At 66.9% G+C, this 24,872-nt stretch carries 21 protein-coding genes; 7 read left to right on the top strand and 14 right to left on the bottom strand.

Annotated elements, in window-relative coordinates; all coding sequences use genetic code 11:
* Window positions 1-41: 41 nt before the first annotated feature.
* Together ACODS2_RS03830 and ACODS2_RS03825 are read left to right on the top strand one after the other, a co-directional pair.
* A complete protein-coding gene (locus ACODS2_RS03830) occupies window positions 42-650 on the top strand; it encodes a carboxypeptidase regulatory-like domain-containing protein (protein WP_488997631.1) in 609 nt (202 codons plus the stop codon).
* A gap of 4 nt (window positions 651-654) precedes the next feature.
* Window positions 655-2,976, top strand: coding sequence for a putative bifunctional diguanylate cyclase/phosphodiesterase (locus ACODS2_RS03825; protein ID WP_488997630.1), 2,322 nt, complete (start codon window positions 655-657; stop codon window positions 2,974-2,976).
* Window positions 2,977-3,502: 526 nt separating this feature from the next.
* On the opposite strand, the gene ACODS2_RS03820 is transcribed toward ACODS2_RS03825, so the two are convergent.
* Together ACODS2_RS03820 and ACODS2_RS03815 are read right to left on the bottom strand one after the other, a co-directional pair.
* The gene (locus tag ACODS2_RS03820) at window positions 3,503-4,045 is read right to left on the bottom strand and encodes a hypothetical protein (RefSeq protein ID WP_488997629.1); all 543 of its coding nucleotides are present in this window, start codon (window positions 4,043-4,045) and stop codon (window positions 3,503-3,505) included.
* A gap of 12 nt (window positions 4,046-4,057) precedes the next feature.
* Entirely contained in the window at window positions 4,058-5,959 is a 1,902-nt protein-coding gene (locus ACODS2_RS03815) for a CocE/NonD family hydrolase (protein WP_488997628.1), read from the bottom strand.
* Between the two features lie 100 nt (window positions 5,960-6,059).
* Between ACODS2_RS03815 and ACODS2_RS03810 the strand changes: the two genes are divergently transcribed.
* Window positions 6,060-8,912: a M16 family metallopeptidase gene (locus ACODS2_RS03810; protein ID WP_488997627.1), complete on the top strand. Its 2,853-nt coding sequence runs from the start codon at window positions 6,060-6,062 to the stop codon at window positions 8,910-8,912.
* On the opposite strand, the gene ACODS2_RS03805 is transcribed toward ACODS2_RS03810, so the two are convergent.
* From ACODS2_RS03805 to ACODS2_RS03790, 4 genes are all read right to left on the bottom strand, one after another.
* On the bottom strand, window positions 8,909-10,042 hold the full coding sequence (locus ACODS2_RS03805) for an ABC transporter permease (protein WP_488997626.1): 1,134 nt from the start codon (window positions 10,040-10,042) through the stop codon (window positions 8,909-8,911). The genes ACODS2_RS03810 and ACODS2_RS03805 overlap by 4 nt on opposite strands.
* Before the next feature lie 256 nt (window positions 10,043-10,298).
* Complete coding sequence (locus tag ACODS2_RS03800; RefSeq protein ID WP_488997625.1) at window positions 10,299-11,276, bottom strand: ABC transporter ATP-binding protein; 978 nt, start codon at window positions 11,274-11,276, stop codon at window positions 10,299-10,301.
* Window positions 11,273-12,244 carry an HlyD family secretion protein gene (locus ACODS2_RS03795; RefSeq protein WP_488997624.1) on the bottom strand — a complete coding sequence of 324 codons (972 nt, stop codon included), beginning with the start codon at window positions 12,242-12,244 and terminating at the stop codon, window positions 11,273-11,275. Before ACODS2_RS03795 ends, ACODS2_RS03800 begins: the two co-directional genes overlap by 4 nt.
* Complete coding sequence (locus tag ACODS2_RS03790; protein ID WP_488997623.1) at window positions 12,241-12,855, bottom strand: TetR/AcrR family transcriptional regulator; 615 nt, start codon at window positions 12,853-12,855, stop codon at window positions 12,241-12,243. Before ACODS2_RS03790 ends, ACODS2_RS03795 begins: the two co-directional genes overlap by 4 nt.
* 295 nt (window positions 12,856-13,150) lie before the next feature.
* On the opposite strand from ACODS2_RS03790, the gene purS reads away from it, so the two are divergent.
* Window positions 13,151-13,384 (top strand): phosphoribosylformylglycinamidine synthase subunit PurS, encoded by a 234-nt coding sequence (gene purS, locus ACODS2_RS03785; RefSeq protein ID WP_298173233.1) that lies wholly within the window; start codon window positions 13,151-13,153, stop codon window positions 13,382-13,384.
* Between the two features lie 71 nt (window positions 13,385-13,455).
* Complete coding sequence (gene purQ, locus ACODS2_RS03780) at window positions 13,456-14,136, top strand: phosphoribosylformylglycinamidine synthase subunit PurQ (RefSeq protein WP_488997622.1); 681 nt, start codon at window positions 13,456-13,458, stop codon at window positions 14,134-14,136.
* 2 nt (window positions 14,137-14,138) lie between these two features.
* Here purQ and ACODS2_RS03775 read toward each other — a convergent pair whose 3' ends face one another.
* Window positions 14,139-16,445: a putative bifunctional diguanylate cyclase/phosphodiesterase gene (locus tag ACODS2_RS03775; protein ID WP_488997621.1), complete on the bottom strand. Its 2,307-nt coding sequence runs from the start codon at window positions 16,443-16,445 to the stop codon at window positions 14,139-14,141.
* A gap of 296 nt (window positions 16,446-16,741) precedes the next feature.
* Between ACODS2_RS03775 and ACODS2_RS03770 the strand changes: the two genes are divergently transcribed.
* A complete protein-coding gene (locus tag ACODS2_RS03770; RefSeq protein ID WP_488997620.1) occupies window positions 16,742-17,653 on the top strand; it encodes a homocysteine S-methyltransferase family protein in 912 nt (303 codons plus the stop codon).
* Window positions 17,654-17,660: 7 nt separating this feature from the next.
* Here the strand turns inward: ACODS2_RS03770 and ACODS2_RS03765 are convergent, their stop codons facing one another.
* Genes ACODS2_RS03765 through ACODS2_RS03750 form a run of 4 tightly spaced genes read right to left on the bottom strand, consistent with a single transcriptional unit; the run spans window position 17,661 to window position 21,730 of the window.
* Window positions 17,661-19,148, bottom strand: a complete 1,488-nt coding sequence (locus ACODS2_RS03765) for an ArnT family glycosyltransferase (RefSeq protein ID WP_488997619.1) — start codon at window positions 19,146-19,148, stop codon at window positions 17,661-17,663.
* The gene (glmS, locus tag ACODS2_RS03760; protein ID WP_488997618.1) at window positions 19,145-20,968 is read right to left on the bottom strand and encodes a glutamine--fructose-6-phosphate transaminase (isomerizing); all 1,824 of its coding nucleotides are present in this window, start codon (window positions 20,966-20,968) and stop codon (window positions 19,145-19,147) included. The genes ACODS2_RS03765 and glmS overlap by 4 nt, the downstream gene beginning before the upstream one ends.
* 16 nt (window positions 20,969-20,984) lie before the next feature.
* Complete coding sequence (locus ACODS2_RS03755) at window positions 20,985-21,365, bottom strand: PIN domain-containing protein (RefSeq protein ID WP_298173252.1); 381 nt, start codon at window positions 21,363-21,365, stop codon at window positions 20,985-20,987.
* Complete coding sequence (locus ACODS2_RS03750; protein WP_488997617.1) at window positions 21,362-21,730, bottom strand: ribbon-helix-helix protein, CopG family; 369 nt, start codon at window positions 21,728-21,730, stop codon at window positions 21,362-21,364. The genes ACODS2_RS03755 and ACODS2_RS03750 overlap by 4 nt, the downstream gene beginning before the upstream one ends.
* 129 nt (window positions 21,731-21,859) lie before the next feature.
* Between ACODS2_RS03750 and ACODS2_RS03745 the strand changes: the two genes are divergently transcribed.
* Window positions 21,860-22,570, top strand: coding sequence for a glutathione S-transferase family protein (locus tag ACODS2_RS03745; RefSeq protein ID WP_488997616.1), 711 nt, complete (start codon window positions 21,860-21,862; stop codon window positions 22,568-22,570).
* Here ACODS2_RS03745 and ACODS2_RS03740 read toward each other — a convergent pair.
* From ACODS2_RS03740 to glmU, 3 genes are read right to left on the bottom strand one after another with little or no spacing between them, the layout of a single operon-like run.
* Window positions 22,567-23,025 carry a DUF3291 domain-containing protein gene (locus ACODS2_RS03740; RefSeq protein WP_488997615.1) on the bottom strand — a complete coding sequence of 153 codons (459 nt, stop codon included), beginning with the start codon at window positions 23,023-23,025 and terminating at the stop codon, window positions 22,567-22,569. The genes ACODS2_RS03745 and ACODS2_RS03740 overlap by 4 nt on opposite strands.
* A 2-nt stretch (window positions 23,026-23,027) precedes the next feature.
* Window positions 23,028-23,471, bottom strand: coding sequence for an aminoglycoside 6'-N-acetyltransferase (aac(6'), locus tag ACODS2_RS03735; protein ID WP_488997614.1), 444 nt, complete (start codon window positions 23,469-23,471; stop codon window positions 23,028-23,030).
* A gap of 11 nt (window positions 23,472-23,482) precedes the next feature.
* Window positions 23,483-24,856 carry a bifunctional UDP-N-acetylglucosamine diphosphorylase/glucosamine-1-phosphate N-acetyltransferase GlmU gene (glmU, locus tag ACODS2_RS03730; RefSeq protein WP_488997613.1) on the bottom strand — a complete coding sequence of 458 codons (1,374 nt, stop codon included), beginning with the start codon at window positions 24,854-24,856 and terminating at the stop codon, window positions 23,483-23,485.
* Window positions 24,857-24,872: the final 16 nt, after the last annotated feature.

Below are 24,872 nucleotides of genomic sequence, written 5' to 3'. Positions count from 1 at the left end.
AGATTGACCATATCTTAGGAAAAGCGTGCGAATCCACACATATGGACTTGCGCTTCGTGTCTCGGCTGCCGCTCGGGCTTGCCTGCCTGCTCGGCGTTTCGGCAACGGGGCCACAGACGAGCGTTGTCCAGATCTTCGACCAGCGCGGCCTGCCCGTCGAAGGCGCGGTGATCGAAGTTCCACCGCCCTCCGGCAGCACGCGCGCCGTCGCGTTCCCGTGGCGCTATGCCATGGCGCAGCGCAACCAGACATTCGTTCCCGGCACCCTGATCGTTCCGCAGGGCGCCACGGTCGCCTTCCCCAATCTCGATATCGTGCGCCACAGCATCTACAGCTTCTCGAAGCCGGCCCGCTTCCAGATCGATCTCTACGGCCGCGATCAGACGCGCTCGCAGCGCTTTCCGATCACCGGCACCGTCGCGCTCGGCTGCAATATCCACGACAAGATGCGCGGCTACATCCGCGTCGTCGCCACGCCTTATGCCGCCGCCACCGATCTCAACGGGCGCGGCCAGATCGATGGCCTCGCGCCCGGCACCTACCGCATCACCGTGTGGCACCCGCGCCTGCGCAGCGGCGCCAACGAAGCCGTCCAGACCCTCACCATCGCGCCCGGCACCCCGGCGCGCATCACGATAGAGCTGCGCTGATCCGATGCCGCACGCCTTCCTCGCCCGCCTCGCCGCCCTCCGCCCGCGCACCTTGCGCGCGCGCATCGCCGCGCTGTTCATGGCGCTGCTGGCCGGAGTCATGGCCGTCACCGTCGCGGTCGCTGGCAGCGGCGTCAGCCTGTTCGCCCACCGCGTGGCCGAACGCGACATGGCCGCCAACGCCCGCGTGTTCGAACAGCTCATCGCCAGCCGCGCCGGGCAACTGCGCGATGCGGCGGTGGTCGTCGCCCGCGATTTCGGATTCCGCGAGGCCTTTGCCTTCAATGACCGCGCCACGCTCGGCTCCGCGCTCGCCAGCCTCGGCGAACGCAGCGGGGCCGAGGTCGCGGCGGTCGTCATGCTCGATGGCACCGTGGTCACCAGCCCCGGCGCGCCTGCGCTCGATGGCAAGACGCTCCTCCCTGCGCTCGATGCCGGGCAAAGCAGCGGCGTGATCGATCTCGGGGGCCGGCTCGGGCTTGCTGTCGTCGCCCCGATCGAGACTCCCGATCTCGCCGGCTGGCTCATCCTCGCCCAGCCGCTCGGCACGCGCGATCTCGAAGCAATGGGCCGCCTCTCCGCCGTCCCGGTCAAGGCCTCGGTCGCACCCGCCGCCACGCTCGCCCCGGCGCAGCGCACGCTCGGCCTCGGCCGCATCGGCGAACTGCCTTCGCCCCGGGGGCTTCAGCTCGTGCGGCTATCCGCGCTGCCCAGCCTCCAGCGCGGCATCGAACCGCGCCTCATCCTCAGCCACTCGCTCGCGCAGGCGATGCAGGCCTACCGCGCGCTCAACACCGTGCTGCTCGGCATCGCCCTCGCGGGGACACTCGCGGGCCTGTGGCTCGCCCTGCGCATCGCGCGCAGCATCAGCCGCCCGCTCAGCGATCTCGCCGAAGCCGCACGGCGCTATGCCGGCGGCACTGTCGCCAAGGTCGCGGTGACAGGCGATGCCGAAGTCGCCGATCTCGCGCTCAGCTTCAATGCCATGGTCGATGCGATCGAGGAGCGCGAACGCCAGATCGTCCACAGCGCGTTGCACGATGGCCTGACCACGCTTCCCAACCGCCGCTTCTTCATCGAAAAGCTCGATCGCGCCGTCGCCCGGCAAACGCCTGCCAACCGCACCATGGTCGTCTTCGTCGATCTCGACAATTTCAAGATCATCAACGACACGCTTGGCCACCCCGCCGGCGATGCCCTGCTCCGCCAGGCCGGCCAGCGCCTGCAGGAGCGCTTTCCCGATCACATGGTCGCCCGCTTCGGCGGCGACGAATTCGGCCTCCTCGTCACCGGCCTTGGCGAGAGCGCCGATCCCGCCTCGCTCGCGCGCACCATCCACGCCGCGCTCAACGATGAAGTCGATATCGGCGGCCGCGCGGTGCAGCTCACCGCCAGTTTCGGCGTCGCCGTCGGTCCCTCGGACGGCGCCACCAGCGACGAATTGCTCAAGAACGCCGATCTCGCGCTCTACCGCGCCAAGAGCGAGGGCAAGGGCACCTATCACTTCTTCGAAGCCGCCCTCGATGAAGAAGCCCGCCGCCGCCGCCAGCTCGAACTCGATCTGCGCCGCGCCGTGCGCGAAGGCGGCTTCGAACTGCACTTCCAGCCGCTCTACTCGATGACGCAGCAGCGCCTCAAAGGCTTCGAGGCGCTGATCCGCTGGAACCACCCGGAACGCGGCCTGGTCAGCCCCGCCGATTTCATCCCGCTGGCAGAGGAAACCGGCCTCATCGTCCAGATCGGCGAATGGGTGATCCGCGATGCCTGCGCCCGCGCCGCCGCCTGGCCCGGCGAACTCTCCGTCGCGGTCAACATCTCGCCGCGCCAGTTCGTCAGCCCGGTGCTCGCGCAGACCATCGTCCAGTCCCTTGCCGCCTCGGGCCTCCCCGCGCACCGGCTCGAACTCGAAATCACCGAAAGCATCTTCATCGGCAACGTGGAGCGCACCCTCGCCATGCTCCACAGCCTGCGCGCACTCGGCGTGCGCATCGCGCTCGATGATTTCGGCACGGGCTATTCCTCGCTCAGCTATTTGCGCAGCTTCCCGTTCGACAAGCTCAAGATCGACCAGAGCTTCGTGCGCGATCTCGGCCGCGATGCCAGCGCCGGCGCGATCATCCGCGCCATCACCACCCTCGCCGCCGCGCTCGGCATCGAGACGCTGGCCGAAGGCGTCGAGTTCGAATCCACCATGGAAGCCCTGCGCCACGAAGGCTGCGACCTCATCCAGGGCTACCTCGTCAGCCGCCCCGTACCAGACGCCGCCGTCCCCGCCCTGATCGACCGCCTCGCCGGCGAACCGGCCCAGCGCGCAGCAGCAGGCTGACCGCAAGCTCCTCCCCATTTTTCCTGCAGAGACAAATGGGGCGGTGGCCCGCCGCAGGCGGGTCGGAGGGGTATCTACCTCAGAAAAGAGAGCCTCCGGCGGGCAAGGGCCACAGCCCTTGCATCCCCAAACCAGTCCCAAGCCTCCACCCTGCCCTTCGTCATGCCCGCGAAGGCGGGAGTCGAGAACGGCAGCCACGACGCTACCTCTCGGATTTGGCGATTTGGTAGAGTGTCACCGTAATCAGCGAAGTCTTCGACCTCGGCGCCCACCGCAAGCTTCGCGGCAAGAAGTAAGCTCAGAGGTCCTCCCCATTTTTGCGCAGCACAAATGGGGAGGTGGCCCGCCGCAGGCGGGTCGGAGGGGTATCTACCTCAGAAAAAAGAGCCTCCGGCGGGCAAGGGCCACAGCCCTTGCATCCCCAAACCAGTCCCGGGCCTCCACCCCACCCTTCGTCATTCCCGCGAAGGCGGGAATCCAGAGCAACAAACACAACGCCCGCTGAAAACGACTTGGGCGCTTTCCCTCAAGGCTCCTTCACGCGAAACCCCAGAAGCCTGAAGCCTTCGACAGCTTCCGGTTTCATCGTGTAGCGGATGGCATTGTCCTCGCTGCGTTCCTGCAATGTCAAAAGCGGCAAATTTGCACTTCGACCCTCAGCAGGTGTCCCGCGAAGGTCGCGGAGAAAGTCCGCCCGAACGGCACAAATGCTGCCGAAATGCATGTCCCAGGTATTCGGAGCCCAGCCAAGCTTTTCTGACAGCTCGGCACATGTGCTACCGGGATAGTCAAGCAGCACCTGAACCACGCGCCGGTCGGTCTCACTCTCCAGGTCATGGAATGCGATCTTCACTCGCTCAGACAAAGGACTGGAAGCTAGCGATTCAACTGCACGCCTGCGCTGTTCTTCGCCCTTCCGCTTCCGTTCCAGCTCGAACTCGTCCAACGCAGCAATGAGCAAGGCTGCTTGCGGATCAAAGTCCAACCGCGCCTCGGCGTTTGTCCGCATTGTCTTGCGTACGATGTCAGTTCGATTGGGAATTGAGGCAATAAGCTTCTCGATATCCATGGGTGCCTCCCCTCACTCCACCACAGGCAGCGCAATATAACTCCCGCCTTCCCCCCCAACACTCACCATCTGCACCGCCTTCACATAATCCCCCGGCTTCGCGTCCAAAATCGAAGGCACGAACGTCTGCGGGTTGCGGTCATAAAGCGGGAACCAGCTCGATTGCACTTGCACCATGATCCGGTGCCCCGGCAGGAACACATGGTTCGCCTGCGGCAGTTCGAACACATAGCCCAGCGCCGCCCCGGCCTTCAGCGGCCGCGCCTCGCTCAAGGTTTCGCGGAAGCGGCCGCGGAAGATGTCCATGCCCACGGCCAGCTCGTATCCGCCCATCGCCCGGTCGCCCGCCACCGCATCGGGATAGACGTCGATCAGCTTGACCACCCAGTCGCTGTCGGTCCCGCTGGTCGAGGCGGTCAGGTGCACCACCGGCGCCCCCGCGATCGTCACCGGCTTGTCAAGCACCGGGCCGACGAAAGCCAGCACATCGGGCCGCCCCGAAACCGCGCGCTGGTCGCCCACCAGCCAGGTCGGCCAGGGATTGCCGTCATAGCCTTCCTGCTGGTTGGGCCGGGGGTAATAGGTCACGGGCTTGGCCGGATCGGAAACGTAGTCCACCGTCCCCGCCGCAGCCGCCGGTTCAAACCCCAGCCCCTCGCCCGGCAGCAGGTAAAGCTTCTTCTCCCCCTTCGCTGCAGGCCAGCCCGGCAACCGCTGCCACTGGTTGGTCCCGCTCTGGAACGCCGTCACCGTCGGCACGTCCATCGGCTTGTCATAGAGGTAATGCGCAAGGAACGGCGCCAGCACGTTCATCCGCCACCACTTGCCGGTGTCCGCATCCCAATGCAGCGCGCCCAGCGTATCGGCCTTCTCGATGGCCTGCCCGTGGTACCACGGCCCGATCGACATATGCAGCAGGCCGTCCTTGTCCGCGCCTTTCAGCGCCTTCCACACCGCCGGCGCGCCGTAGATATCCTCCTGATCCCACAGCGAATGAACCAGCAGCGTCGGCACCTTCAGCGGCGCCTTGGCCAGCACCTTGTCCATCGCCTGTTCCTGCCAGAACCCGTCCCACGCCTGATGCGCCTTCAGCTTCTGCCAGAACCCGATCTGATCCAGCCCCTGCGCGGTCGCCAGCGCACCCGCCGAGCCATACTTCATGAAGTGCGCATAGGCGTCCGCCTCGGCCACTTCATACTTGTTGGCGTTGTCGCGCGTCGCCACCTGTTCCCAGATATAGCTGATGCCGATCTGGCGGAACGCACCGTTGTGGAACCAGTCGTCGCCGCGCCAGCCATCGACCATCGGGTTCATCGGCACCGCCACCTTCAGCGCCGGATGCGGGTTCACCAGCGCGGCGAGCGCGGTGAAGCCGTCATAGCTGATCCCGATGATGCCCACCCGCCCGTTGCTTTCGGGCACGTTCTTCACCAGCCAGTCGATGGTGTCATAAGTGTCGGTCGCGTGGTCGGTCTTCGTCGGGTTGAGGGACGTCCCCACGAAGGGCCGGTTCATCACATACGTGCCCTCGGAACCATACTTGCCGCGCACGTCCTGCACCACGCGGATATAGCCGCCCGCGCTCACCACATCGGGCGCATGGTCATAGCCGTCGAGCGCCACGGCCATGATCGGCGAGCCATGCTGGCTGGTCATTTCCTCGGCATTGTAGGGCGTGCGCGTGAGGAGCATCGCTGCATTCTTCGCGCCCTTGGGCACCATGATCACCGTGTGCAGCTTCACCCCGTCGCGCATCGGGATCTCGACCGCGCGCCGCTCGTAATCCCGCGCCGCAATCGGCTGCGTGATCGCCTGTGGCCGTTCGTCATAGGCGGGCGCCTTGGCCGGCGCTGCCCACGCGGTCCCCGCACTCGCCAGCAGCAACCCCAGAGCCAGACCTGTGCGCAGTTTCATGTTCCATTCCCCCTCATCACGTTGGCACGAGCTTAACAGCAGGCCCTCCGCTGCCAAGCGTCATTGCGCATTCACCCGCAAGCCGCCAGAACCGCCGGTGATGCTCCACCGCGCTTTCGTCCGCCTGTTCGCCCTGCTCGTCCTTGCCGCCGTGCCGCTTGCACCGGCCGCGGCAAAGCCTGCGCCCGTCTGGGCCTTCGAACGCAGCGACCTTGCGCCCGATCCCGCCTTTCGCTTCGGCCGCCTGCCCAATGGCATGCGCTACGTGATCCGCCACAATGCGAGCCCCAAGGCCACCGCCGAAGTCCGCCTCCAGATCGATGCCGGCTCGCTCGACGAGCAGGATGGCGAGCGCGGCTTTGCCCATTTCGTCGAGCATATGGCCTTCAACGGCAGCGCCCATGTGCCCGAGGGTGAGATGATCAAGCTGCTCGAGCGCGAGGGGCTCGCCTTCGGGGCCGATACCAACGCGCAGACCAGCTTCGAACACACGCTCTACATGCTGAGCCTGCCGCGAAACGAACCCCGGCTCCTCGATACCGCGCTCATGCTGCTGCGCGAGACGGCGAGCGAGCTTGCCTTCGATCCCGCCGCCGTGGAGCGCGAACGCGGCGTTGTCTTGTCCGAACTGCGCGACGGGCAAGGCTATGCGCTGGACAACAACAAGGACCAGATGGCCTTCCTCTATCCCGCCGCGCACTTCCGGGATCGGCTCCCCATCGGCACCGCGGATTCGCTGAAAGCCGCCACGTCGGACGCGCTCAAGGCATTCTGGGCGCGCGAATATGTCCCTGCGAAAACCACGCTGATCGTCGTCGGCGATTTCGATGCCGATGCGGTCGAGGCGGCGATCGCCAAGCGCTTTGCAGATTGGCCCGCCCGCGCCCCCGCAAAGCGCCCCGATCAGGGCCGCGTCCATCCCGATCAGCAGGGCGCCGCGCGCATCCACCTCGATCCGGCGCTGTCGGAACGCGTCACCGTCTCGCGCCATGGCCGCTGGCGCCGCGAGCCCGATACCGAGGAGCAGCGCCGCGTCGATCTCCTGCGCCAGATCGGCTACGGCGTGATCAACCGCCGCATGCAGCGCCTCAGCCGCATCGCGCAGCCGCCGTTTCGCGGCGCGGGGCTTGGCACCAGCGAAGTCTTCCACATCGGCCGCACCACCAATCTCGTCGTCGATACGCCGGACAAGGGCTGGCGCGATGGTCTCTTCGCCGCCGCGCAGGTCTACCGCGAGGCGCTGGCCAGGGGCTTCACCGCAGCCGAAGTGGCCGAACAGGTCGCCAATGCGCGCACGGGCATCGAAAACGCCGCCGCCGCCGCCGAAACGCGCAGCAACGATGCGCTCGTCGGCGCGGTGATCCAGCTCCTGCGCGATGAAAAGGTGCCCACCACCCCCGCCTCCGCGCTCGAACGCTTCAACCGCCACGCCGCCTCGTTCACCCCCGCCGCCGTGCTCGCCGCGCTGCGCGCCGAGGTGCTGCCGCTCGAAAACCCGCTGATCCGTTTCCAGGGCCGCACCGCGCCCGCCAATGGCACGGCCACCGCCGAGAAGGCCCTGCGCGCCACCTGGAACGAAGCGCTGCGCGCGCCCCTGCGCCTCAAGGTCAGCGCGCCCACGGGCACCTTTGCCTATACCGATTTCGGCGCCCCCGGCACCGTCACCAGCGACACCACCCGCGCCGATCTCGGCCTGCGCCAGATCCGCTTCGCCAACGGCGTCCGCCTCAATCTGCGGCGCACCGATCTCGAACAGGACCGCGTGCTTGTCCGCCTATACGTCGATGGCGGCGAACTGCTCGATACCAGGGCCAATCCCCTCGCCACCGAAATGACCGCGATGCTCCCCACCGGCGGCCTCGGCAAGCACAGCCTCGATGATCTGCAGACCCTGCTCGCCGGCCACTCCGTCGGCAACAGCATCGCAGCATCGGGCGATGCTTTCGCGATGGGCGCTGGCACCACCCGCCGCGATCTCGAACTCCAGCTCCAGCTGCTCGCCGCGCAGCTCACCGATCCCGGCTGGCGCACTTCGGCGGACATCCTCTACCACCAGACGATGACCAACTTCTTCGCGCGGCGCGATGCCACCCCCGCCTCCGCGATCGCCAACACGCTCCCCGGCCTCCTTTCCAGCGGCGATCCGCGCTTCACCATCCAGCCGCCCGAAGCCTATCAGGCGCTCACCATGGCGCGGCTCAAGGCCGATATCGGCGATCGCCTAGCAAACGGCGCGATCGAGCTTACCCTCGTCGGCGATCTCGATCCCGATGCCGCCATTGCCATGGCCGCCCGCACCTTCGGCGCCCTCCCCCCGCGCGAACCCGATTTCCGCCCCTATGAGGAAGCCCGCCAGCGCAGCTTCACCCCCCAGCGCGGCCTCACCGTGATCCGCCACAAGGGCGAGGCCAACCAGGCGATCGTCCGCTATGTCTGGCCCACCACCGACGATAGCGATCCCGTAACCGCCATCGGCCTCGAACTCCTGCAGGAAGTCGCCGGCATCGAAGTGCTCGATGTGGTGCGCGAGGCGCTCGGCAAGGCCTATTCGCCCGCCACCTCCTCCTCGCTCAGCCGGGTCTGGCGCGGCTGGGGCATGTTCAGCGTCAACGCCTCGGTCGATGTCGCCGATGTCGCCGCCACGCGCACCGCGATCGAGCGCACCATCGCCGGCCTCGCCGCCGCGCCCATCGATGCCGACATCCTCGCCCGCGCCCGCGCCCCGATGCGCGAGCGGCTCGACAACCTGCTCAAGACCAACGCCGGCTGGCTCGCCCTCACCGAACGCGCACAAAGCCAGCCCGAACGCCTCGAACGCTACTTCAAGGCCCGCCAGCGCCTCGATGCACTCACCGCCGCCGATCTCCAGGCCCTCGCGAAGCGCTACCTCGCCCCCGATCAGGCCGTCATCGCGCTCGTCCTCCCCGAAGCTGCGCAGGCACCTGCGCGCTAAGCCACCGTATCCTGATAGCGCCGCACCGCCACGAACCCCAGCAGCGCCAGCATCCCCGCCAGCACCCCCATCTCCGGCAGGGCATCCACGATCCCCCAGCCCTTCAGCATGATCCCGCGCACCAGCCGGATGAAATGCGTCGTCGGCAGCACTTCCGCCAATGTCTGCGCCCACTGCGGCATCCCGCGATAGGGAAAGGCAAAGCCTGAAAGCAGCACCGAGGGCAGGATATAGAAGAAGCTCATCTGCATCGCCTGCAACTGGCTCTGCGCCAAGGTCGAAAGCGTGAAGCCCAGCCCAAGGCTCGTCACCATGAACAGCAGCGTCGCTCCCAGCAGCAGCGGCAGCGGCCCCGCAAACGGCACCTGAAACAGGAACCGCGCCGCCAGCAGGATCACGCTCAGTTGCACCACGCCGATGGCCAGATAGGGCACGATCTTGCCCACCATCACCTCGAACGGGCGCAGCGGCGTCGCCAGCAGGTTCTCCATCGTCCCCTGCTCCACCTCGCGCGTCACCGATAGCGCGGTCAGCATCACCATCGTCATCGAAAGCACGATGGCGAGCAGGCCGGGCACCACGTTGTGGCTGGTGATCCCTTCGGGGTTATAGCTTCGGTGCAGCACCAGATCGACCGGCGATGGCCCCGCCGCGCGGCTCCCAAGCGGCCCGATCAGATCATGCCCCAGCGCGGTAGAAACCGCCTCGCTGATCGCGCTGATCGCGGGGCCGGTAGCGGCAGGATCGGTCGCGTCCGCCGTCACCAGCAATTGCGGCCGCCGCCCGCGCACCAGATCGCGCCCGAAATCAGCGGGGATCGTCACCACGAACTGCACTTTGCCCTGCTGCAGCAGCGCCTCTCCCGCGCCGGGGCTTTCCACCAGCTCGGTTACCTTGAAGTATGTCGTGTTGCGCAGCGCCGCATCGATGGAGCGCGCGAAGACCGAATTGTCCCCCCGCTCGATCGCCATCGGCAGCCCGCGCGGATCGTTGTTGATCGCATAGCCGAAAATCATCAGCTGCATCAGCGGCATGACCAGCATCATGCCCACCGTGCCCCGGTCGCGCAGCATCTGCCGCACTTCCTTGAACACCATCGCGCCGATGCGCTGCAGCGGCGTGGCGCTCATGTGCGGGCTCCGGGAAATTGTTCGCGCAGAGGCGCAGAGGCGCAGAGAAGGTTAAAGGGGGTTCGCGCAGAGATCGCAGAGACCGCAGAGATGGCGTGTGCGCCGCAGGCAATTGAATCTTCCATGCGAGCTTTCAAATTTGAAGCGGCTTCGCCGTTTTCCTCTACGGCTCTGCGATCTCTGCGATCTCTGCGCGAACAAACCACTTCTCTTCTCCGCGCCCCTCCGCCTCTGCGCGAAAAGCTCAAAAACACCCTCATGCGTGCACCACCACCGAGTTGTCCTCGGCCCCGCGCATCAGGTGGATGAATACGTCCTCCAAACTCGGACTCGCCTCGCGGAACGCAATCGTCCCCGCCCACGGCGCCACCGCTTCATGCAGCGCCGCCAGATCCGGCCCGCAAACATGCAGCGCCGTGCCAAAGGGCGCCGCCATCGCCACTCCGGGCCGCGCCTCGATCGCCGCCGCCAGCCGGTCTGCACCCGGCCCTTCGCCTTGCAGCGCCTTGAGGCCCGAGCCCGCGACCACTTCGGCAATGCTCCCCCGCGCCAGCATCCGCCCATAGGCGATATAGGCGATCTCGTGGCAGCGCTCGGCCTCGTCCATATAGTGCGTGGAGACGAGCACGGTCATCCCGCCCGCCGCCAGCCCATGAATCTGCTCCCAGAACTCGCGCCGCGCCTGCGGATCGACGCCTGCGGTCGGCTCGTCCAGCAGCAGGATTTCCGGCCCGTGCAGCACGCAGGCCGCGAGCGCGAGGCGCTGCTTCCATCCGCCCGAAAGCTTGCCCGCCAGCTGATCGCCGCGGCTCGTCAGCCCCAGCTGCTCCAGCGCCTCCGCCACGCGCTCGCGCCGCCGGTCCAGCCCATGCACCCGCGCAAAGAACTCCAGATTCTCCGCAATCGTCAGGTCCGAAAACAGCCCGAACTTCTGCGTCATGTATCCCACGCGCGCCTTGATCGCGCTGCGCCGCGTGCGCAGGTCCTCGCCCAGCACGGTGCCCTCGCCCGCATCGGGGATCAGCAGCCCGCAGATCATCCGCAAGGTCGTTGTCTTGCCCGATCCGTTCGGCCCCAGAAACCCGCAAATCCGCCCCCGCGCCACCGCCAGATCGACCGCATCGACCACGGTCCGCCCGCCAAACCGCTTGGTCAGCCCCCGCACATCGATCACCAGTTCCTCCCCGGAACGGGGAGGGGGACCATCCGCAGGATGGTGGAGGGGCAGGTTCATTTTGCGCTCACCGCCACCGGCAGCCCTAGCGGCAGCGGCTGGTTTGTCGGCAGCATGGCCTCGACCATGAACACCAGCTTCGCGCGCGCATGCTCGCTATAGATCACCGGCGGCGTATATTCCGCGCGCGGCGCGATGAAGCGCACCGTCGCCGTCCGCTCCGCCCCGCAGCCATCGCAAGTAAAGCGCACTGCCTGCCCCATGCGCAGCCCCGCCACCTTGTCCTGCGGCACGAAGAAACGGATCTTGCGCTTGTCATCCGGAATGATCGAGACGACCGGCTGGTTTGCCGGCACCCATTCGCCGGGGTTGAAATAGGTCTGCTCGATCTGCCCGCTCGCCGGGGAGGTCGGCGCGATTTCCTGCCGCCGCCGCGCCTCGGCCGCCAGCGCCGCCTTCGCACCCTCGACCTGCGCAGCAGCCGCAGCCTGCTGCGTACCGCGCCCCACACTGAGCGCGCCGCTGCGCTGCTGTGCCTGCGCCTGGGCCACTTGCGCTGCCGCGCTGTCCCGCGCCGCGCGCGCCGCATCCAATTGCGTGCGGCTGGCAAAGCCTTTTGCCGAAAGGTCCGCAAAGCGGCGGAAGTCCGCTTCCGCCCGCACCAGCTGCGCCCGCGCCGAAGCCTCTGCCGCGCGCGCCACGTCGATCTCGGGCGTCCGCTCGCGCGCCGCGCCCAGATCGCTGAGCGAAGCCTGCGCCGATTGCACTTGCGCCGCCGCCTGCGCCGCGCTCGCATCCGCGCTGCGCGGATCGAGCGCAAACAGCGCTGCGCCTGCGTTCACCCGCCCGCCGCGCTCCACTGGCCGGCTGGCCAGCGTGCCTGAAACCGGCGCGGCCACATATAGCGCCTCACCCTCGACATAGCCGAGCCACGGATCGGGTGCGCTGCTGCGCGTGAAGAACCACACGGCCACACCCCCCAGCGCGGCCAGCAACAGCAGGATCGGCAGGCGCGCGCGCAGGCTCATGCGAAATCTCCCCGGGCCGTCAGCCCCTTCAGCAGCACCTCCGCATGGCTCACCGCCATCGCCTCGATATAGAGCGGCTCCGCGCCCACCGGCTCGAACACGATCCGCCACAGCGCGGAAAAGATCATGCCGCCCGCCACGCTGCGCGCCGCCAGCGCAGGATTGGCGCAGACGAACTCGCCGCGCGCCACGCCGTGGCGGATGATCGCCTCGATCGCGCCGAGCACGCGGGTGATCGCATGGTCGTGGTAGAACTTCACCAGATCGGGAAAGGCCTGCCCCTCGCCGATGATCAGGCGCGGCAGAAAGGCAATGTTGCCGCTGCCCAGCCGCACCATCACCACGTGGATGAACCGCCGCAGCGCGTCGGGAGCGCTGGTGCCCGCAAGATCGGGCATGGCCTCGGGCAGCACGTGCCCGATCAGCCCCTCCACCAGCGCGCGAAACAGCGCCTCCTTGCTCTCGAACCGGCTGTAGATCGCGCTGCGGCTGATCCCCACCCGCTGCGCAATGTCTTCCATCGTCGTCGCGGCAAATCCGCGCGTGGCGAAGGCTTCGCGCGCTGCATCGAGGATGCGGTCATCGCGATCGGGAGGTGTGACTCGGGCCATGGCCGAATAAATAACAGACGCGTCTGTTATTTAAAAGTCGGTAGCGGCGCGTTTCGGGCCGATTTTCCTACATCGCGGCGATCTGGTATGGTGGCTCCATGTTGCGCATTTCCGCCATTTTTCGTCGCTTCCACGCCGCTTCGGCAGCCGCGCATGTCCTGCCCGCCGGGGCCGCCGGGTTTTCACTCAGGACTGTGTCAACCGTGTCAACTTGCCGCCAACTTGCGCTTGGCCGCGCGCCGGAGCATAGGCGCACGCGAATCTTCCCTTCGCCGCCACGAAAGGCTCTTCACCCATGAAAGTTCGCGTCCACGTCAGCCTCAAGAACGGCGTGCTCGATCCCCAGGGCCGCGCCATTCATCACGCGCTCGAAGGCCTCGGCTTCGAAGGCGTCAACGATGTGCGCGCCGGCCGCCTGATCGAGATGGACGTGGCCGACAGCACCACCGACGCCGCGCTGGACGAGATGTGCCGCAAGCTCCTCGCCAACCAGGTGATCGAAAACTTCCGCATCGAAAAGGTCGCCTGAGCAGGAACCGGAACGACTCCCCCCGTTCGTGTCGAGCGAAGTCGAGACACCAGACACCGAAAGCCCAGCCCATGCCCTTCACCGCCGCTGTCATCACCTTCCCCGGCTCCAACTGCGACCGTGACATGGCGGTGGCGATCGAGAAGATTACCGGTGGCACGGTCCACCGCGTGTGGCACGGCGATGCCGAACTGCCTGCGGGCCTCGATTTCATCGCGCTGCCCGGCGGCTTTTCCTATGGTGACTATCTGCGCTCGGGCGCGATGGCCGCGCGCTCGCCGGTGATGCAGGCGGTTGTCGCCGCCGCCCATCGCGGTGTCACCGTGCTCGGCGTGTGCAACGGCTTTCAGGTCCTCACCGAAGCCGGGCTGCTCCCCGGCGCGCTGATGCGCAACGCCGGCATCCGCTTCGTCTGCCGCGATGTGCCGCTCGTCGTTGAAAACAACCAGTCGCTGTTCACCGCGCGCTACACCGCCGGCCAGCGCATCACGATCCCCGTCGCGCACCACGATGGCAACTACTTCGCCGATGCCGAAACGCTGGACCGCCTCGAAGGCGAAGGCCGCGTCGCCTTCCGCTATGGCGAGCCCGTCAACGGCTCGCAGCGCGATATCGCGGGTGTGCTCAATGCTTCTGGCAACGTGCTCGGCATGATGCCGCACCCCGAACGCATGATCGAACCCGCGCAGGGCGGCAGCGACGGCCGGGCCTTGTTTGAAAGCGTGCTGGCAGGCCTCGGCGTAGCGGCCTGATCTCAGGCAAGCTGGCGGCGCCACTCCAGCGTATCGAACAGCCCGGCCGCGTCGCGCGCGGTCATTGGGCGGCCGAAGTAGTAGCCTTGGATCTTCTTGCAGCCAAGCTGGCGGATCTTGGCCAGTTCTTCTTCGGTCTCGACACCTTCGGCGGTCGTCGACATCTCAAGCGCGTCGGCCATCGCCACCACGGCGCGCACGATGGCAAGGCTCTCGGGATTGTCCTTCGCGGCGCCCTGCACGAAGCTGCGGTCCACCTTGATCGTCGAGAACCGCAGTTTCCGGAGGTAACCCAGCGAGGAATAGCCCGTCCCGAAATCGTCAAGCGCCACGCCGCAGCCCAGCGACATGATCCGCTCCAGCGTCTGCTGCGCCGCCGTCCCGTCGCGCACGAAAATGCTTTCGGTCACCTCGATCTCAAGCCGGTGTGGCGGCAGGCCGCTGGCGGCGAGCGCGCTCACCACCACTTCGGCGAAGCTGGGATCAAGCAGCTGCTCGCCCGAAACGTTGACTGCCACCTTGATCGGGTCCGGCCAGTTCATCGCTTCGAAGCACGCGGTGCGCAGCACCCATTCGCCAATCGGCACGATGAGCCGGGTGTCTTCGGCGAGCGGAATGAACTTCGCGGGACTGATCGGGCCATGGTCCGCCGAATGCCAGCGCAGCAGCGCCTCGAAACTCACCGGCGCCTCGGTAATCGCATCGACCACCGGCTGATAGGCCAGCGTGAATTCCCCGCGCTCCAGCGCGTGGCGCAGCGCGAACTCCAGCTTGCGCCGCTCCTCGGCATGCGCATGCAGCGAAGGCTCGTAATCGAAGTGCAGCCCGCCGCCCTCGTCCTTGGCGCGGTAGAGTGCGAGGTCGGCATTGCGCATCAGCGTCTCGACGGTCGCGCCATCGCGCGGCCCGATCGCCGAGCCGACGCTCGCGCCGACATACAGCGTGTGGTGATCGATCTCGTAAGGCTGCGAAAGCGCAGTGATCACCGCGTAGGCCACTTCGCGGATCCGCGTCCCGTCGCCGGTATCGCGCACCACGATGGCAAACTCGTCACCGCCGAGGCGCCCGCACAGCTCGTTCTCGCTCATCAGCGACTTCAGCCGGTCCGAAACCTTGGCGAGCAGCTGGTCGCCGACGAGGTGCCCAAGCGTATCGTTGACCGCCTTGAACCGGTCGAGGTCGATCATCATGAAACCGCAGCGCATCCGCCAGCGGTCCGCCTCGCACATCGCCTCGCCCAGCGTCTCGGTCAGCATCAGGCGGTTGGGCAGGCCGGTCAGCGTGTCGTAGCGGGCGAGATAGGCGATCTTGTCGGCGCTCTCGCGCTGCTCGGTTACGTCCGAACCGACACCGCGGAAGCCGATGAAATTGCCGTTGTCGTTAAATCGCGGCGAAGCGGAGAGCTCCCACCAGCGGTAATTGCCGTGCAGGGTTACGTGGACCAGCAGGTTCGAAAAGCTCTCGCGCCGCTTCAGCCGTTCGGCCAGATCATGCAGGGAGGAATGGAAATGCCCGCTTTCCCATGCCGACCCGGCGATCAGCTGGATCAGCGGCTTGCCGTCGATGTCTTCGGGATCCTCGCCCAGCGCGAAGGCAAAGCGGGGGCTCGCGGCGCGGACGCGGCGGTTGGAATCGGTCTGCCACAGCCAGTCCGCCTCGCCTTCCTCGAACTCGCGCAGCAGCAGCGAGACGACCTCGCTCTTTTCCGCGACGCCCGCTTCGGCGACCTTGCCGGCGAGGAACATGCGCGCCGCCTCGAGGCTGCCGACCCAGAGGAAAATCACGAAAGTCACTGCCGCAGCCGCCGCCGTCACTTTGCCGAAGAAGACAAACACCACGACGCTCGCCGCGCCAAGGATCGCGTTGAACAGCACCGCGCCGAGCGGAACGGCAGCGAAGGCCAGCGCCGTGCCGGCCATCAGCATCGCCATGATCGTCCAGACCAGCAGCCGCTGCTCGGGCGAGGCGAAAGGCGACATGACGAGGATCGGCAAGACCCACACCAGACCCGCCGCAACGGTGCACACGGTGTGGCGGTGAATTTCGTGCCGGGTCATCCGGCGGCGATCGGCATCTTCGAGCGTGCGGTCGAAGCTTGCGCCCCAGGCCAGCACCCCGGCGAGCGCCACGGCCCAGCCCAGCAGCACCGCAAACGGGATTGCCCCCCACAGCGCCTGAACGACGAGCATGGCTGCGAGCCCATGGGCTACCAGCCTGGGGCGGGTGAGCCGGGCGAGGCCGGAATACTGCAATCCGCGCAGCCGTCCCCAATCGCCTTCCGCCGAATCAGAGAGGCCCAGCACGGCCATCGCCGGAAGTTCCCGCGGCAGGGCGGGCAAGGTTTGATCGGTGGTTCGCGTCACACTTCGCGGCTTAGTGGGGAAACCTTGCGCAATGGTAAGCAGGTGGCGTGTTCCACCACGAGCTGCGCCTTTCCGGATGTTTTTCAAGCGCCTGAAACAACGGGCACAAGCCCGTTTCGTAACGAATTTCCATTGGGATTTTTTTACCTTCACGCTGTGGCCCCTGCAGCTTGCCCCTGCCGCTTTGCCGGGCACCGTGCTAGCGCCCACACGCCACCCTTAGCGCGAGTTTCGTCCCGACCATGACTGCCCCCCTCCTGATCCTCGATGGCGGCACCGGCCGCGAACTTGCCCGCAGCGGTGCGCCCTTCCGCCAGCCCGAATGGTCGGCGCTCGCGCTGATCGAGGGGCCGCAGTTCGTCAGCGCCGTCCACCGCGCCTATGTCGCGGCCGGGGCGGACGTGATCACGACCAATTCCTATGCCGTCGTCCCCTTTCATATCGGTGAGCAACGCTTTGCCGAGCAGGGCGCCGCGCTCGCGTCCCGTGCCGGACGGCTGGCGCGCGAAGTCGCTGATTCGGCACAAGAGTCCGCGGGACGAAAGGTGCATGTCGCGGGATCGCTGCCGCCCATCTGCGGATCTTACCGCCCCGATCTCGTCGATCTCGACCGTGCCCGCCCAGTGCTCGAAGTCCTCGTCGCAGCGCTCGCGCCCAGCATCGACCACTGGCTTGCGGAGACCTTGTCCTCGCTCGTCGAAGCGCGGCTGGCCGCCTCGCTCACCGCGCCCACGGCCAAGCCGCTGTGGCTCTCATTCACGCTGGAGGATGGGCAGCCGGCCGCCGAGCCGGTCCTGCGCTCGGGCGAGAGCGTGGCCGAAGCCGCCCGCCTTGCGCACGAGATCGGCGCGGCGGCGCTGCTGTTCAATTGCAGCCAGCCCGAAGTGATGGAAGCCGCGGTACGCGCAGCGGATGCCGAACTGGGGCCGGACAGCCCCATCCGCATCGGCGTCTATGCCAATGCCTTCCCGCCCATGGCCGCCGATGCCGAAGCCAACAACGGGCTGACGCCCATCCGCGAGGACCTGACGCCGGACGGCTATGGGCGCTTCGCCGCGGCGTGGCACGCAGCCGGTGCCTCGATCCTCGGGGGGTGCTGCGGGATCGGGCCGGAGCACATCGCGGCGTTGCGGGCGAGCGCGGGCGACGCCTGACCGGCGGTCAGCCCGCGCCCGGCGCAGGCTCGGGCCGCCGCTGCCACAAGGTCAGCCCGTCCCCCAGGATCAGGTAGTCCCCGACCGGCGTGTAGTGCGTGCGAGCCTCATTCATCACCGTCGGTGCCGTGAACGAGGTCGCGTAGATGCTCAGGTCGGACCGCGTCAGGATGAACATCGGGCGTTTCGCAAGGAACTCGGCGACGATCTGCTCCTGCGGCCGCCCCACTGCGCCGTGCTCCATGTATTCGGCACTGTGGAACGGGAAGGGATACTTCGCTTTCGGGCGCGTGTCCGTGGCCGCATAGGCCGCCGTCGGCCCGGAAAAGACGTAAAGCGTGCGGCCCGGGCCGCCCGACTTGATCCGTTCGACCATGGCATGGAACTGGGCCACATCGGTGCGGCCGGCGGCAATGTTCCGCGGAAAGTTCCCCACGACGACTAGCGCCCCGACCAGCACCGCCGCGCCGAACCACCCGGCGCGCTGGCGCAGATCGTAGAACGGCACCGCCAGCAGTACCGCGAACGGGCCAAGGAAGGCGTAGTAGTAGGCCAGCACATTGCTCGGAAAGTAGATCGAGGCGAGCGCGCCCACCGTCATCACCACCACGAGGGCGCTGGCCCGGCGCGGATAGGTCTGGCCGAGCCGGAACCATGCCCAGCCCCCGGCTGCGATCATCAGCAGGAACGGCGCGATCACCGTCAGGGTCTTGGGATGAAACCGTCCGATGCTCGTCTTGCGTTCGAAGATCGAGACGAAGTTGGCGTAGACGAAGTCATCCCAATGGCCCGCAGCCGCATACCACGCACCGATCGCGATCGTGGGCGCGAGGCCCGCGAGCGCATAGAGGCAGGCCCGCCCCAGCACCGGCAGCACCGCGCGGACCCGGCGATAGTCTTCCACCAGCACGAACGCGGCAAACACCGCGCAGAACGGCGCTGCGGTATACTTGATCTGAAGCGCGAAGCCGCCCAGCAGCATGGCCAGCACCATCGCCCGCAGCGACCCCGGATAGACCATCGCAAGGTACATCATGCCCATGCAGAACGGCGTGAACAGCAATTCGCTCTGCGCGCCGCGGCATCCGAACACGGTCATGGCGAGAAGGTAAAGCAGCGCGGCGACCCAGCCGGTGCGGCGGTCGGCCAGCACTGCCGTCATGCGATAGGCAAGCCAGGCACCGATGCAGGCAAACAGGTTGGCCATGGCGAGATAGGCGAAGGCCCCGCGCCCAAGCAGCGCATGCGCACCCTCATACAGCAGGAACAGCCCGACCGGCTTGCGATCCCAGATGTCGACATAGGGCACCTGCCCGTCGAGCATGGCGGTGGCGACGTAGGAATAGAACTGCTCGTCGTGGTCGACGACCGGATTGTCCATCCACCAGATGCGGATCAGCAGCGAACATGCGGCAATGAACAGCAGGACCGGCAGCTCGCGCACGAGCGCTCCAGCCCTGCCATGGTCCGCGATGCCCGCGGCCGCTGCGGTCATTCGACGGTGACCGACTTCGCCAGATTGCGCGGCTGGTCCACATCGGTCCCCTTCGCCACGGCCACGTGATAGGCCAGCAGCTGCACCGGCACGGCATAGACCAGCGGCGCGATCAGCGGGTGAACCTTGGGCATCTCGATCGTGGCAAGGCAGCCCTCGCCCGCTTCCTCGATCCCCGCCGCATCCGAAATCAGCACGACCTTGCCGCCGCGCGCGCGCACTTCCTGCATATTGCTCACGGTCTTCTCGAACAGCGGCCCCGAAGGCGCGAGCACGATCACCGGCACGGCCTCGTCGATCAGCGCGATCGGCCCGTGCTTCATTTCGCCCGAGGCATAGCCTTCGGCATGGATGTAGCTGATTTCCTTGAGCTTCAGCGCGCCTTCCAGCGCCAGCGGATAGTCCGGCCCGCGGCCCAGATAGAGCACATCGCGCGCCGGGGCGATGAGGTGGGCCATCGCCGCGATCTCGTCGTCATGGCTGAGCGCAGCGTTCAAAGCGGCGGGAGTCTCGGCCAGCTGGTTGACGATATCGGCTTCTTCCTCGCGGCTGAGCCGCCCGCGTTTCACCGCCAGATGTGCGGCGAGCGCTGCGAGCACGGCCAGCTGGCAGGTAAACGCCTTGGTCGAGGCGACGCCGATTTCCGGCCCGGCGTGGGTCGGCAGCAGCAGATCCGCTTCGCGCGCCATCGAGCTGGTCGGTACGTTGACGACGACTGCGATGGTCTGCCCTTCCGCCTTGCAATGGCGCAGCGCGGCAAGTGTGTCCGCCGTCTCGCCGCTCTGCGAGATGAACAGGGCAAGGCCGCCCGGCTCGAGCACAGGGTCGCGGTAGCGGAACTCGCTCGCCACATCGATATCGACGGGCAGGCGCGCGAACTGCTCGAACCAGTACTTCGCGACCATCCCTGCGTAGAAGCTCGTCCCGCAGGCGACGATGGTCACGCGGCTGATGCTGGAGAGGTCGAAATCGATCTGCGGCAGCGCCACGGTCTGGTCGATCCGGCGCAAGTAGCTGCGCAGCGTCTGCGCCACCACGGTCGGCTGCTCGAAGATTTCCTTCTGCATGAAGTGGCGAAACTCGCCCTTCTCGATCGCCGCCGCTGTCGCGCCCGAAGCCACGATGGGCCGCGTCACGAGGTTGTTGTTCACGTCGTAGATCGTCGCGCCCTCGCGCGTGATCACCACCCAGTCGCCCTCTTCCAGATAGGTGATCCGCTGGGTCAGCGGGGCCAGCGCCAGCGCGTCGGACCCCAGATAGGTCTCGCCTTCTCCATAGCCCACCACCAGCGGCGAGCCGAGCCGCGCGCCGATCAGCATGTCGTCATGCTGGCGGAACGCAATCGCCAGCGCAAACGCCCCGCGCAGCGTGGGCAGCACGGCCTTGACCGCATCCTGAGGGCTGAGGCCGGCCTCGACCTGTTCGGACACGAGGTGCGCGACGACTTCGGTGTCGGTCTCGCTCTCGAACCTGCGGCCGCGCGCGATCAGGGCATCGCGCAGCGGCTTGAAGTTTTCGATGATCCCGTTGTGCACCAGCGCCACCTCGTCCGTCGCGTGCGGGTGGGCGTTGCTGGTCGTCGGCGCGCCGTGGGTGGCCCAGCGGGTGTGGGCAATGCCGATGTGGCCTGCGGCCGGATGGCGGGCCAGCTCGAGAACGAGGTTGTTCAGCTTGCCCTCGGCCCGGCGGCGCACCAGCTGGCCATCGGCCACGAGGCAGATACCCGCGCTGTCATAGCCCCGGTATTCCATGCGGCGCAGGCCATCGACCAGCCGGTCCGCCACCTGTTCCTTGCCGACAATTCCGATAATTCCGCACATGGGGAGGTGCTTTCGCTTAGAGAGTATAGGGGACGCGGATACCGGGCATCTCGGCCGGGAAATCCTTGGTGTTGCGGGTGACAAGGACGCGGCCGCGGGTGAGTGCGGTGGCAAGGATGATCGCGTCCGGCGATTTCAAACGCGGCCGTTCGCGCCGCAAGGCTGCTGCGCGCGACGCGATCTCCACATCGATTTCGTCAATCGCGAACCGGTCAAGGAATGCTTCGGTCTCGCGCAGGGTCTGGCCTTCGCCTTTCGAGAGAATCTCCACCCAGGCCATGCGGCTGAGCCACAGCCGCCGTCCCGCCGAGGCCGCGCGCTTGAGCTCGGCCCGCGCGCGATCATAGCCGAGCAGTGCATCGATCACGATGTTGGAATCGAACGCATAGTCGCTCACGCTGCGTCATCTTCCGGTTTGGACCCAGACCCGCGCATTGCGAGATAGACGGCACGCTGGCGATCGTCTTCGGCATCGAACAGGTCCGGAAACTCCGCCTTGGTCGCCTCGTAGTCGTCATCCCAGGGGCGCGTCCACGATGCTCGCTCGCGCCGCTGCCATTCGACGGAATCACCGATATCGGTGCGATCCTTCCACAGACCGAAACCCAGATCGATCCAGTCCGTGCCCTGAGACGCGGCCTGCGCCTTGTAGGTAGCCACCGCATCGCGCAGCACCGAGGCGCGGGATTTGCCTTGCTCGGCCGCGCGGGCATCGAGCCAACGGATGTCTTCATCGGGCAGGTCGGCAAGGATCCGTGTCATAGTGATATCGCGATATCATATCATGATATCATGTCAAGAGGAATGGTCGGGGCTTGTCTCCGCCCCGATCCCCTATAGTCTTCAGGCGTAAACAAGTCGGTACAGCCGATGCGGGAAGGGGAACCCACGATGGCCGCTACGTCCACGCTCAAGGTCTATCACCTGCCCGGGGCCTGGGGCCTGCCCACCGTCAGCCCGTTCTGCCTCAAGCTCGACGCATGGCTGCGCATGACCGGCATCCAGCACGAGAGCATGACTGCCGCCACGCCCTTTGCTGGCCCCAAGGGCAAGGCCCCGTGGATCGAACTCGATGGCCAGAAACTGGGCGATTCGACCTTCATCATCGCGCACCTCATGCAGCGCCACGGCGTCGACCCCGATGCTCACCTCACCCCCTCGCAGCGCGGCACGGCGGTGGCGATCCAGCGGCTGATCGACGAAAATCTCTATTGGACGATGGTCCATGATCGCTGGATGAACGATGCGAACTGGCAGCAATTCCGCGATGTCGTGCTCGGCGGCCTTGCCGTGCCGCTGCGCCGCGTGCTCGGCCCCATCGCCCGGCGCGGGGTGAAGAAGCAGCTCGAAGGCCACGGCATGGGCATCCACAGCGCTGCGGAAATCGCCGCCATCGGCCGCCGCGACGTGAACGCACTTTCCGATATCCTCGGCGCGTCGGACTGGTTCTTCGGCGCGGAGCCCAGCTCGACCGACGCGGTGGTCTACGCCCAGCTCGTCAACATCTGGCGCGCACCCTTCGAAAGCGAGGTCCGCCGCGCCATCGGCCAAACGCCCAACCTCGTCGCCTTCATCGACCGGTTTGCGGCGCGGTACTACTAGCGGTTCTCGCGCCACCAGCGGAAGGTGAAGACGGACGCACTCGGCCCGTCGCGCCCCAGCTGCGCCAGCTTGTCCAGCGCCTCGGCCACGCTCGGGATATGGCCCTCCGGCACCTCCCACAGCGCCAACGAAGGCTCCATCGGATCGAACCACTCACTGCGCCTTGCCAGAACACTGCGGTGATCGGCCTGGCGATAGGCAAAGGCTTCCAGCGAGGGCACATCACGCCAAACCGAGAGGTTGACGATGAAATCGGCATCCCCCGCCACGGCCTCGATCGCGGTGGCATCGTTGGCATCGCCCCCAGTTTCATCGGCACCAACCAGCCGCCAGATGAAACCGTCCGCCACATCCGCCTGCGCGTTCACGTGATCGAGCGCGTCCATGAAGGGCTGATTGGCGGGATCGGCCTTGGCCTTGCGGAAGCGGGCAACATTGAGCTGGGCGATAGGCACGATCAGAGCTCCTGCCGGAAATAGACCACCCGCTCGGTCTCGGCAAAACCGGCGGCGAGATGGAAGGCATGGCTTTCGGTGTCGTCATGCCAGGTATCGGAAGCGAATTCGCGGCACCCCTGCGCCCGGCCCCAGTCCGCCACGGCCGCAACCAGCCGCCGCGCGAGGCCCTGCCGCCTCGCTTCCGGCGCGACGCAGATGCCTTCGAGGAACAGCACCGGGGAATCCTCGCAGCCGTTCACGTATTCGTGGCGGATCGACGCTTCGGCAAAGCCGACGACTGCTGCTCCATCGAGCGCAACCAGATTGAAGAACCGCTCTGGCTCGGCCAGTTGTTCCTCGGCTTCTTCGCGGTGCTCCGCTTGCGAAGACTCATCCCACAGCAAGTGCCGCAACGTGGCCCAGCCGTCGAGATGCTCCTCGGCTGCCGGGACTACGGTGAACATTTGCTCCCCCTCTACTTCCGTTCAGCCTTCTTGCGCTTCATCGCGTCGTGGAAGCGGTCGGCCCAGCCGGGCTTGACCAGCTGTTCGGCGCGGACCAGGCGCAATTCGCCGTCAGCCACGTCGCGGCTCACGGCGCTGCCCGCCGCGACGATTGCATCCGCCCCGATCTTCACCGGCGCGATCAGCGCCGAGTTCGATCCGATGAAGGCGCGCTCGCCGATCACGGTGCGATACTTGAAGTAGCCATCATAGTTGCAGGTGATCGTGCCCGCGCCGATGTTCGCGCCTGCGCCCACGTCGGCATCGCCAAGGTACGTCAGGTGATTGGCCTTGGCGCCGGCATGGAGCACCGCGTTCTTCACTTCGACGAAATTGCCGACGCGCGCCTTCTCTTCCAGCACCGCGCCGGGGCGCAGCCGCGCGAAGGGGCCCACAGAAACACCGCTTTCCAGCCGCGCGCCCTCGATATGACAGAAAGCGTGGATCACCACGCCGTCCGCCACTGTCACGCCCGGGCCGAACACCACGTTCTGCTCCACCGTCACATCGCGGCCGAGCTGGGTATCCCAGGCGAACCACACCGTCTCGGGCGCGACGAGGCTGGCGCCGTCCGCCATTGCCTGCAACCGCCGCTTCTTCTGCCAGCGCCCTTCCGCCTCGGCGAGTTCGGCGCGGCTGTTGATCCCCGCCACTTCGTCCGGATCGTCCGTCAGCACCACCGCGCACACCCGCGCGTCGGAATTGGCCACGTTGACGATATCGGTGAGGTAGTATTCGCCTTGCGCGTTGTCGTTGCCAACGCGCCCCAGCAGCGCAAACAGCTCCTCCCCGCGTACCGCCATCAGGCCGGAATTGCACAGGCGGCAGGCGCGCTCATCGGCGCTCGCATCCTTGTGCTCGACCATCTTGGTGACGACGCCGTTCTCGGCGATCACCCGGCCATATTGCAGCGCATCCTCAGGCTCAAAGGCCAGCACCACGACTGCCGGATTGTCCGGCCCATGTAGCCGTTCCAGCATCGCCCGCATCGTTTCCGTGCGCACGAACGGCACATCGCCATAGAGGATCAGCACATCCCCCGCGAACCCGGCGAGAGCGCTCTCCGCCTGCTGGACTGCATGGCCGGTGCCGAGCTGCGGATCCTGCACCGCCAGTTCCGCGCTGTCGCCCAGCGCAGCTGCCAGCTGCTCGCGCCCCGCGCCCACCACTATGACCTTGCGGGCCGGGTCCAGCGCATCGGCGCTCGCCAGCAGGTGCATCAGCATGGGCCGCCCGGCGATCGGGTGCAGCACCTTGTGCAGGTCGCTTTTCATGCGGGTGCCCTTGCCGGCGGCGAGGACAACAAGGGCGAGTGGGCGTTCGGGCGGGGAGGAAGCTTCGGTCATGCGCGCTCCTTGCCAG

This window comes from Novosphingobium sp. FG137, from assembly GCF_057809735.1.
This window is presented reverse-complemented; position numbering and strand designations above follow the sequence as displayed.

What these genes read in the sequence shown, in the direction of transcription:
- ACODS2_RS03830 (WP_488997631.1), top strand. Translation starts at nt 42, where the DNA reads ATGGACTTGCGCTTCGTGTCTCGGCTGCCGCTCGGGCTTGCCTGCCTG.
- ACODS2_RS03825 (WP_488997630.1), top strand. Translation starts at nt 655, where the DNA reads ATGCCGCACGCCTTCCTCGCCCGCCTCGCCGCCCTCCGCCCGCGCACC.
- ACODS2_RS03820 (WP_488997629.1), bottom strand. Translation starts at nt 4,045, where the DNA reads ATGGATATCGAGAAGCTTATTGCCTCAATTCCCAATCGAACTGACATC.
- ACODS2_RS03815 (WP_488997628.1), bottom strand. Translation starts at nt 5,959, where the DNA reads ATGAAACTGCGCACAGGTCTGGCTCTGGGGTTGCTGCTGGCGAGTGCG.
- ACODS2_RS03810 (WP_488997627.1), top strand. Translation starts at nt 6,060, where the DNA reads ATGCTCCACCGCGCTTTCGTCCGCCTGTTCGCCCTGCTCGTCCTTGCC.
- ACODS2_RS03805 (WP_488997626.1), bottom strand. Translation starts at nt 10,042, where the DNA reads ATGAGCGCCACGCCGCTGCAGCGCATCGGCGCGATGGTGTTCAAGGAA.
- ACODS2_RS03800 (WP_488997625.1), bottom strand. Translation starts at nt 11,276, where the DNA reads ATGAACCTGCCCCTCCACCATCCTGCGGATGGTCCCCCTCCCCGTTCC.
- ACODS2_RS03795 (WP_488997624.1), bottom strand. Translation starts at nt 12,244, where the DNA reads ATGAGCCTGCGCGCGCGCCTGCCGATCCTGCTGTTGCTGGCCGCGCTG.
- ACODS2_RS03790 (WP_488997623.1), bottom strand. Translation starts at nt 12,855, where the DNA reads ATGGCCCGAGTCACACCTCCCGATCGCGATGACCGCATCCTCGATGCA.
- purS (WP_298173233.1), top strand. Translation starts at nt 13,151, where the DNA reads ATGAAAGTTCGCGTCCACGTCAGCCTCAAGAACGGCGTGCTCGATCCC.
- purQ (WP_488997622.1), top strand. Translation starts at nt 13,456, where the DNA reads ATGCCCTTCACCGCCGCTGTCATCACCTTCCCCGGCTCCAACTGCGAC.
- ACODS2_RS03775 (WP_488997621.1), bottom strand. Translation starts at nt 16,445, where the DNA reads ATGGCCGTGCTGGGCCTCTCTGATTCGGCGGAAGGCGATTGGGGACGG.
- ACODS2_RS03770 (WP_488997620.1), top strand. Translation starts at nt 16,742, where the DNA reads ATGACTGCCCCCCTCCTGATCCTCGATGGCGGCACCGGCCGCGAACTT.
- ACODS2_RS03765 (WP_488997619.1), bottom strand. Translation starts at nt 19,148, where the DNA reads ATGACCGCAGCGGCCGCGGGCATCGCGGACCATGGCAGGGCTGGAGCG.
- glmS (WP_488997618.1), bottom strand. Translation starts at nt 20,968, where the DNA reads ATGTGCGGAATTATCGGAATTGTCGGCAAGGAACAGGTGGCGGACCGG.
- ACODS2_RS03750 (WP_488997617.1), bottom strand. Translation starts at nt 21,730, where the DNA reads ATGACACGGATCCTTGCCGACCTGCCCGATGAAGACATCCGTTGGCTC.
- ACODS2_RS03745 (WP_488997616.1), top strand. Translation starts at nt 21,860, where the DNA reads ATGGCCGCTACGTCCACGCTCAAGGTCTATCACCTGCCCGGGGCCTGG.
- glmU (WP_488997613.1), bottom strand. Translation starts at nt 24,856, where the DNA reads ATGACCGAAGCTTCCTCCCCGCCCGAACGCCCACTCGCCCTTGTTGTC.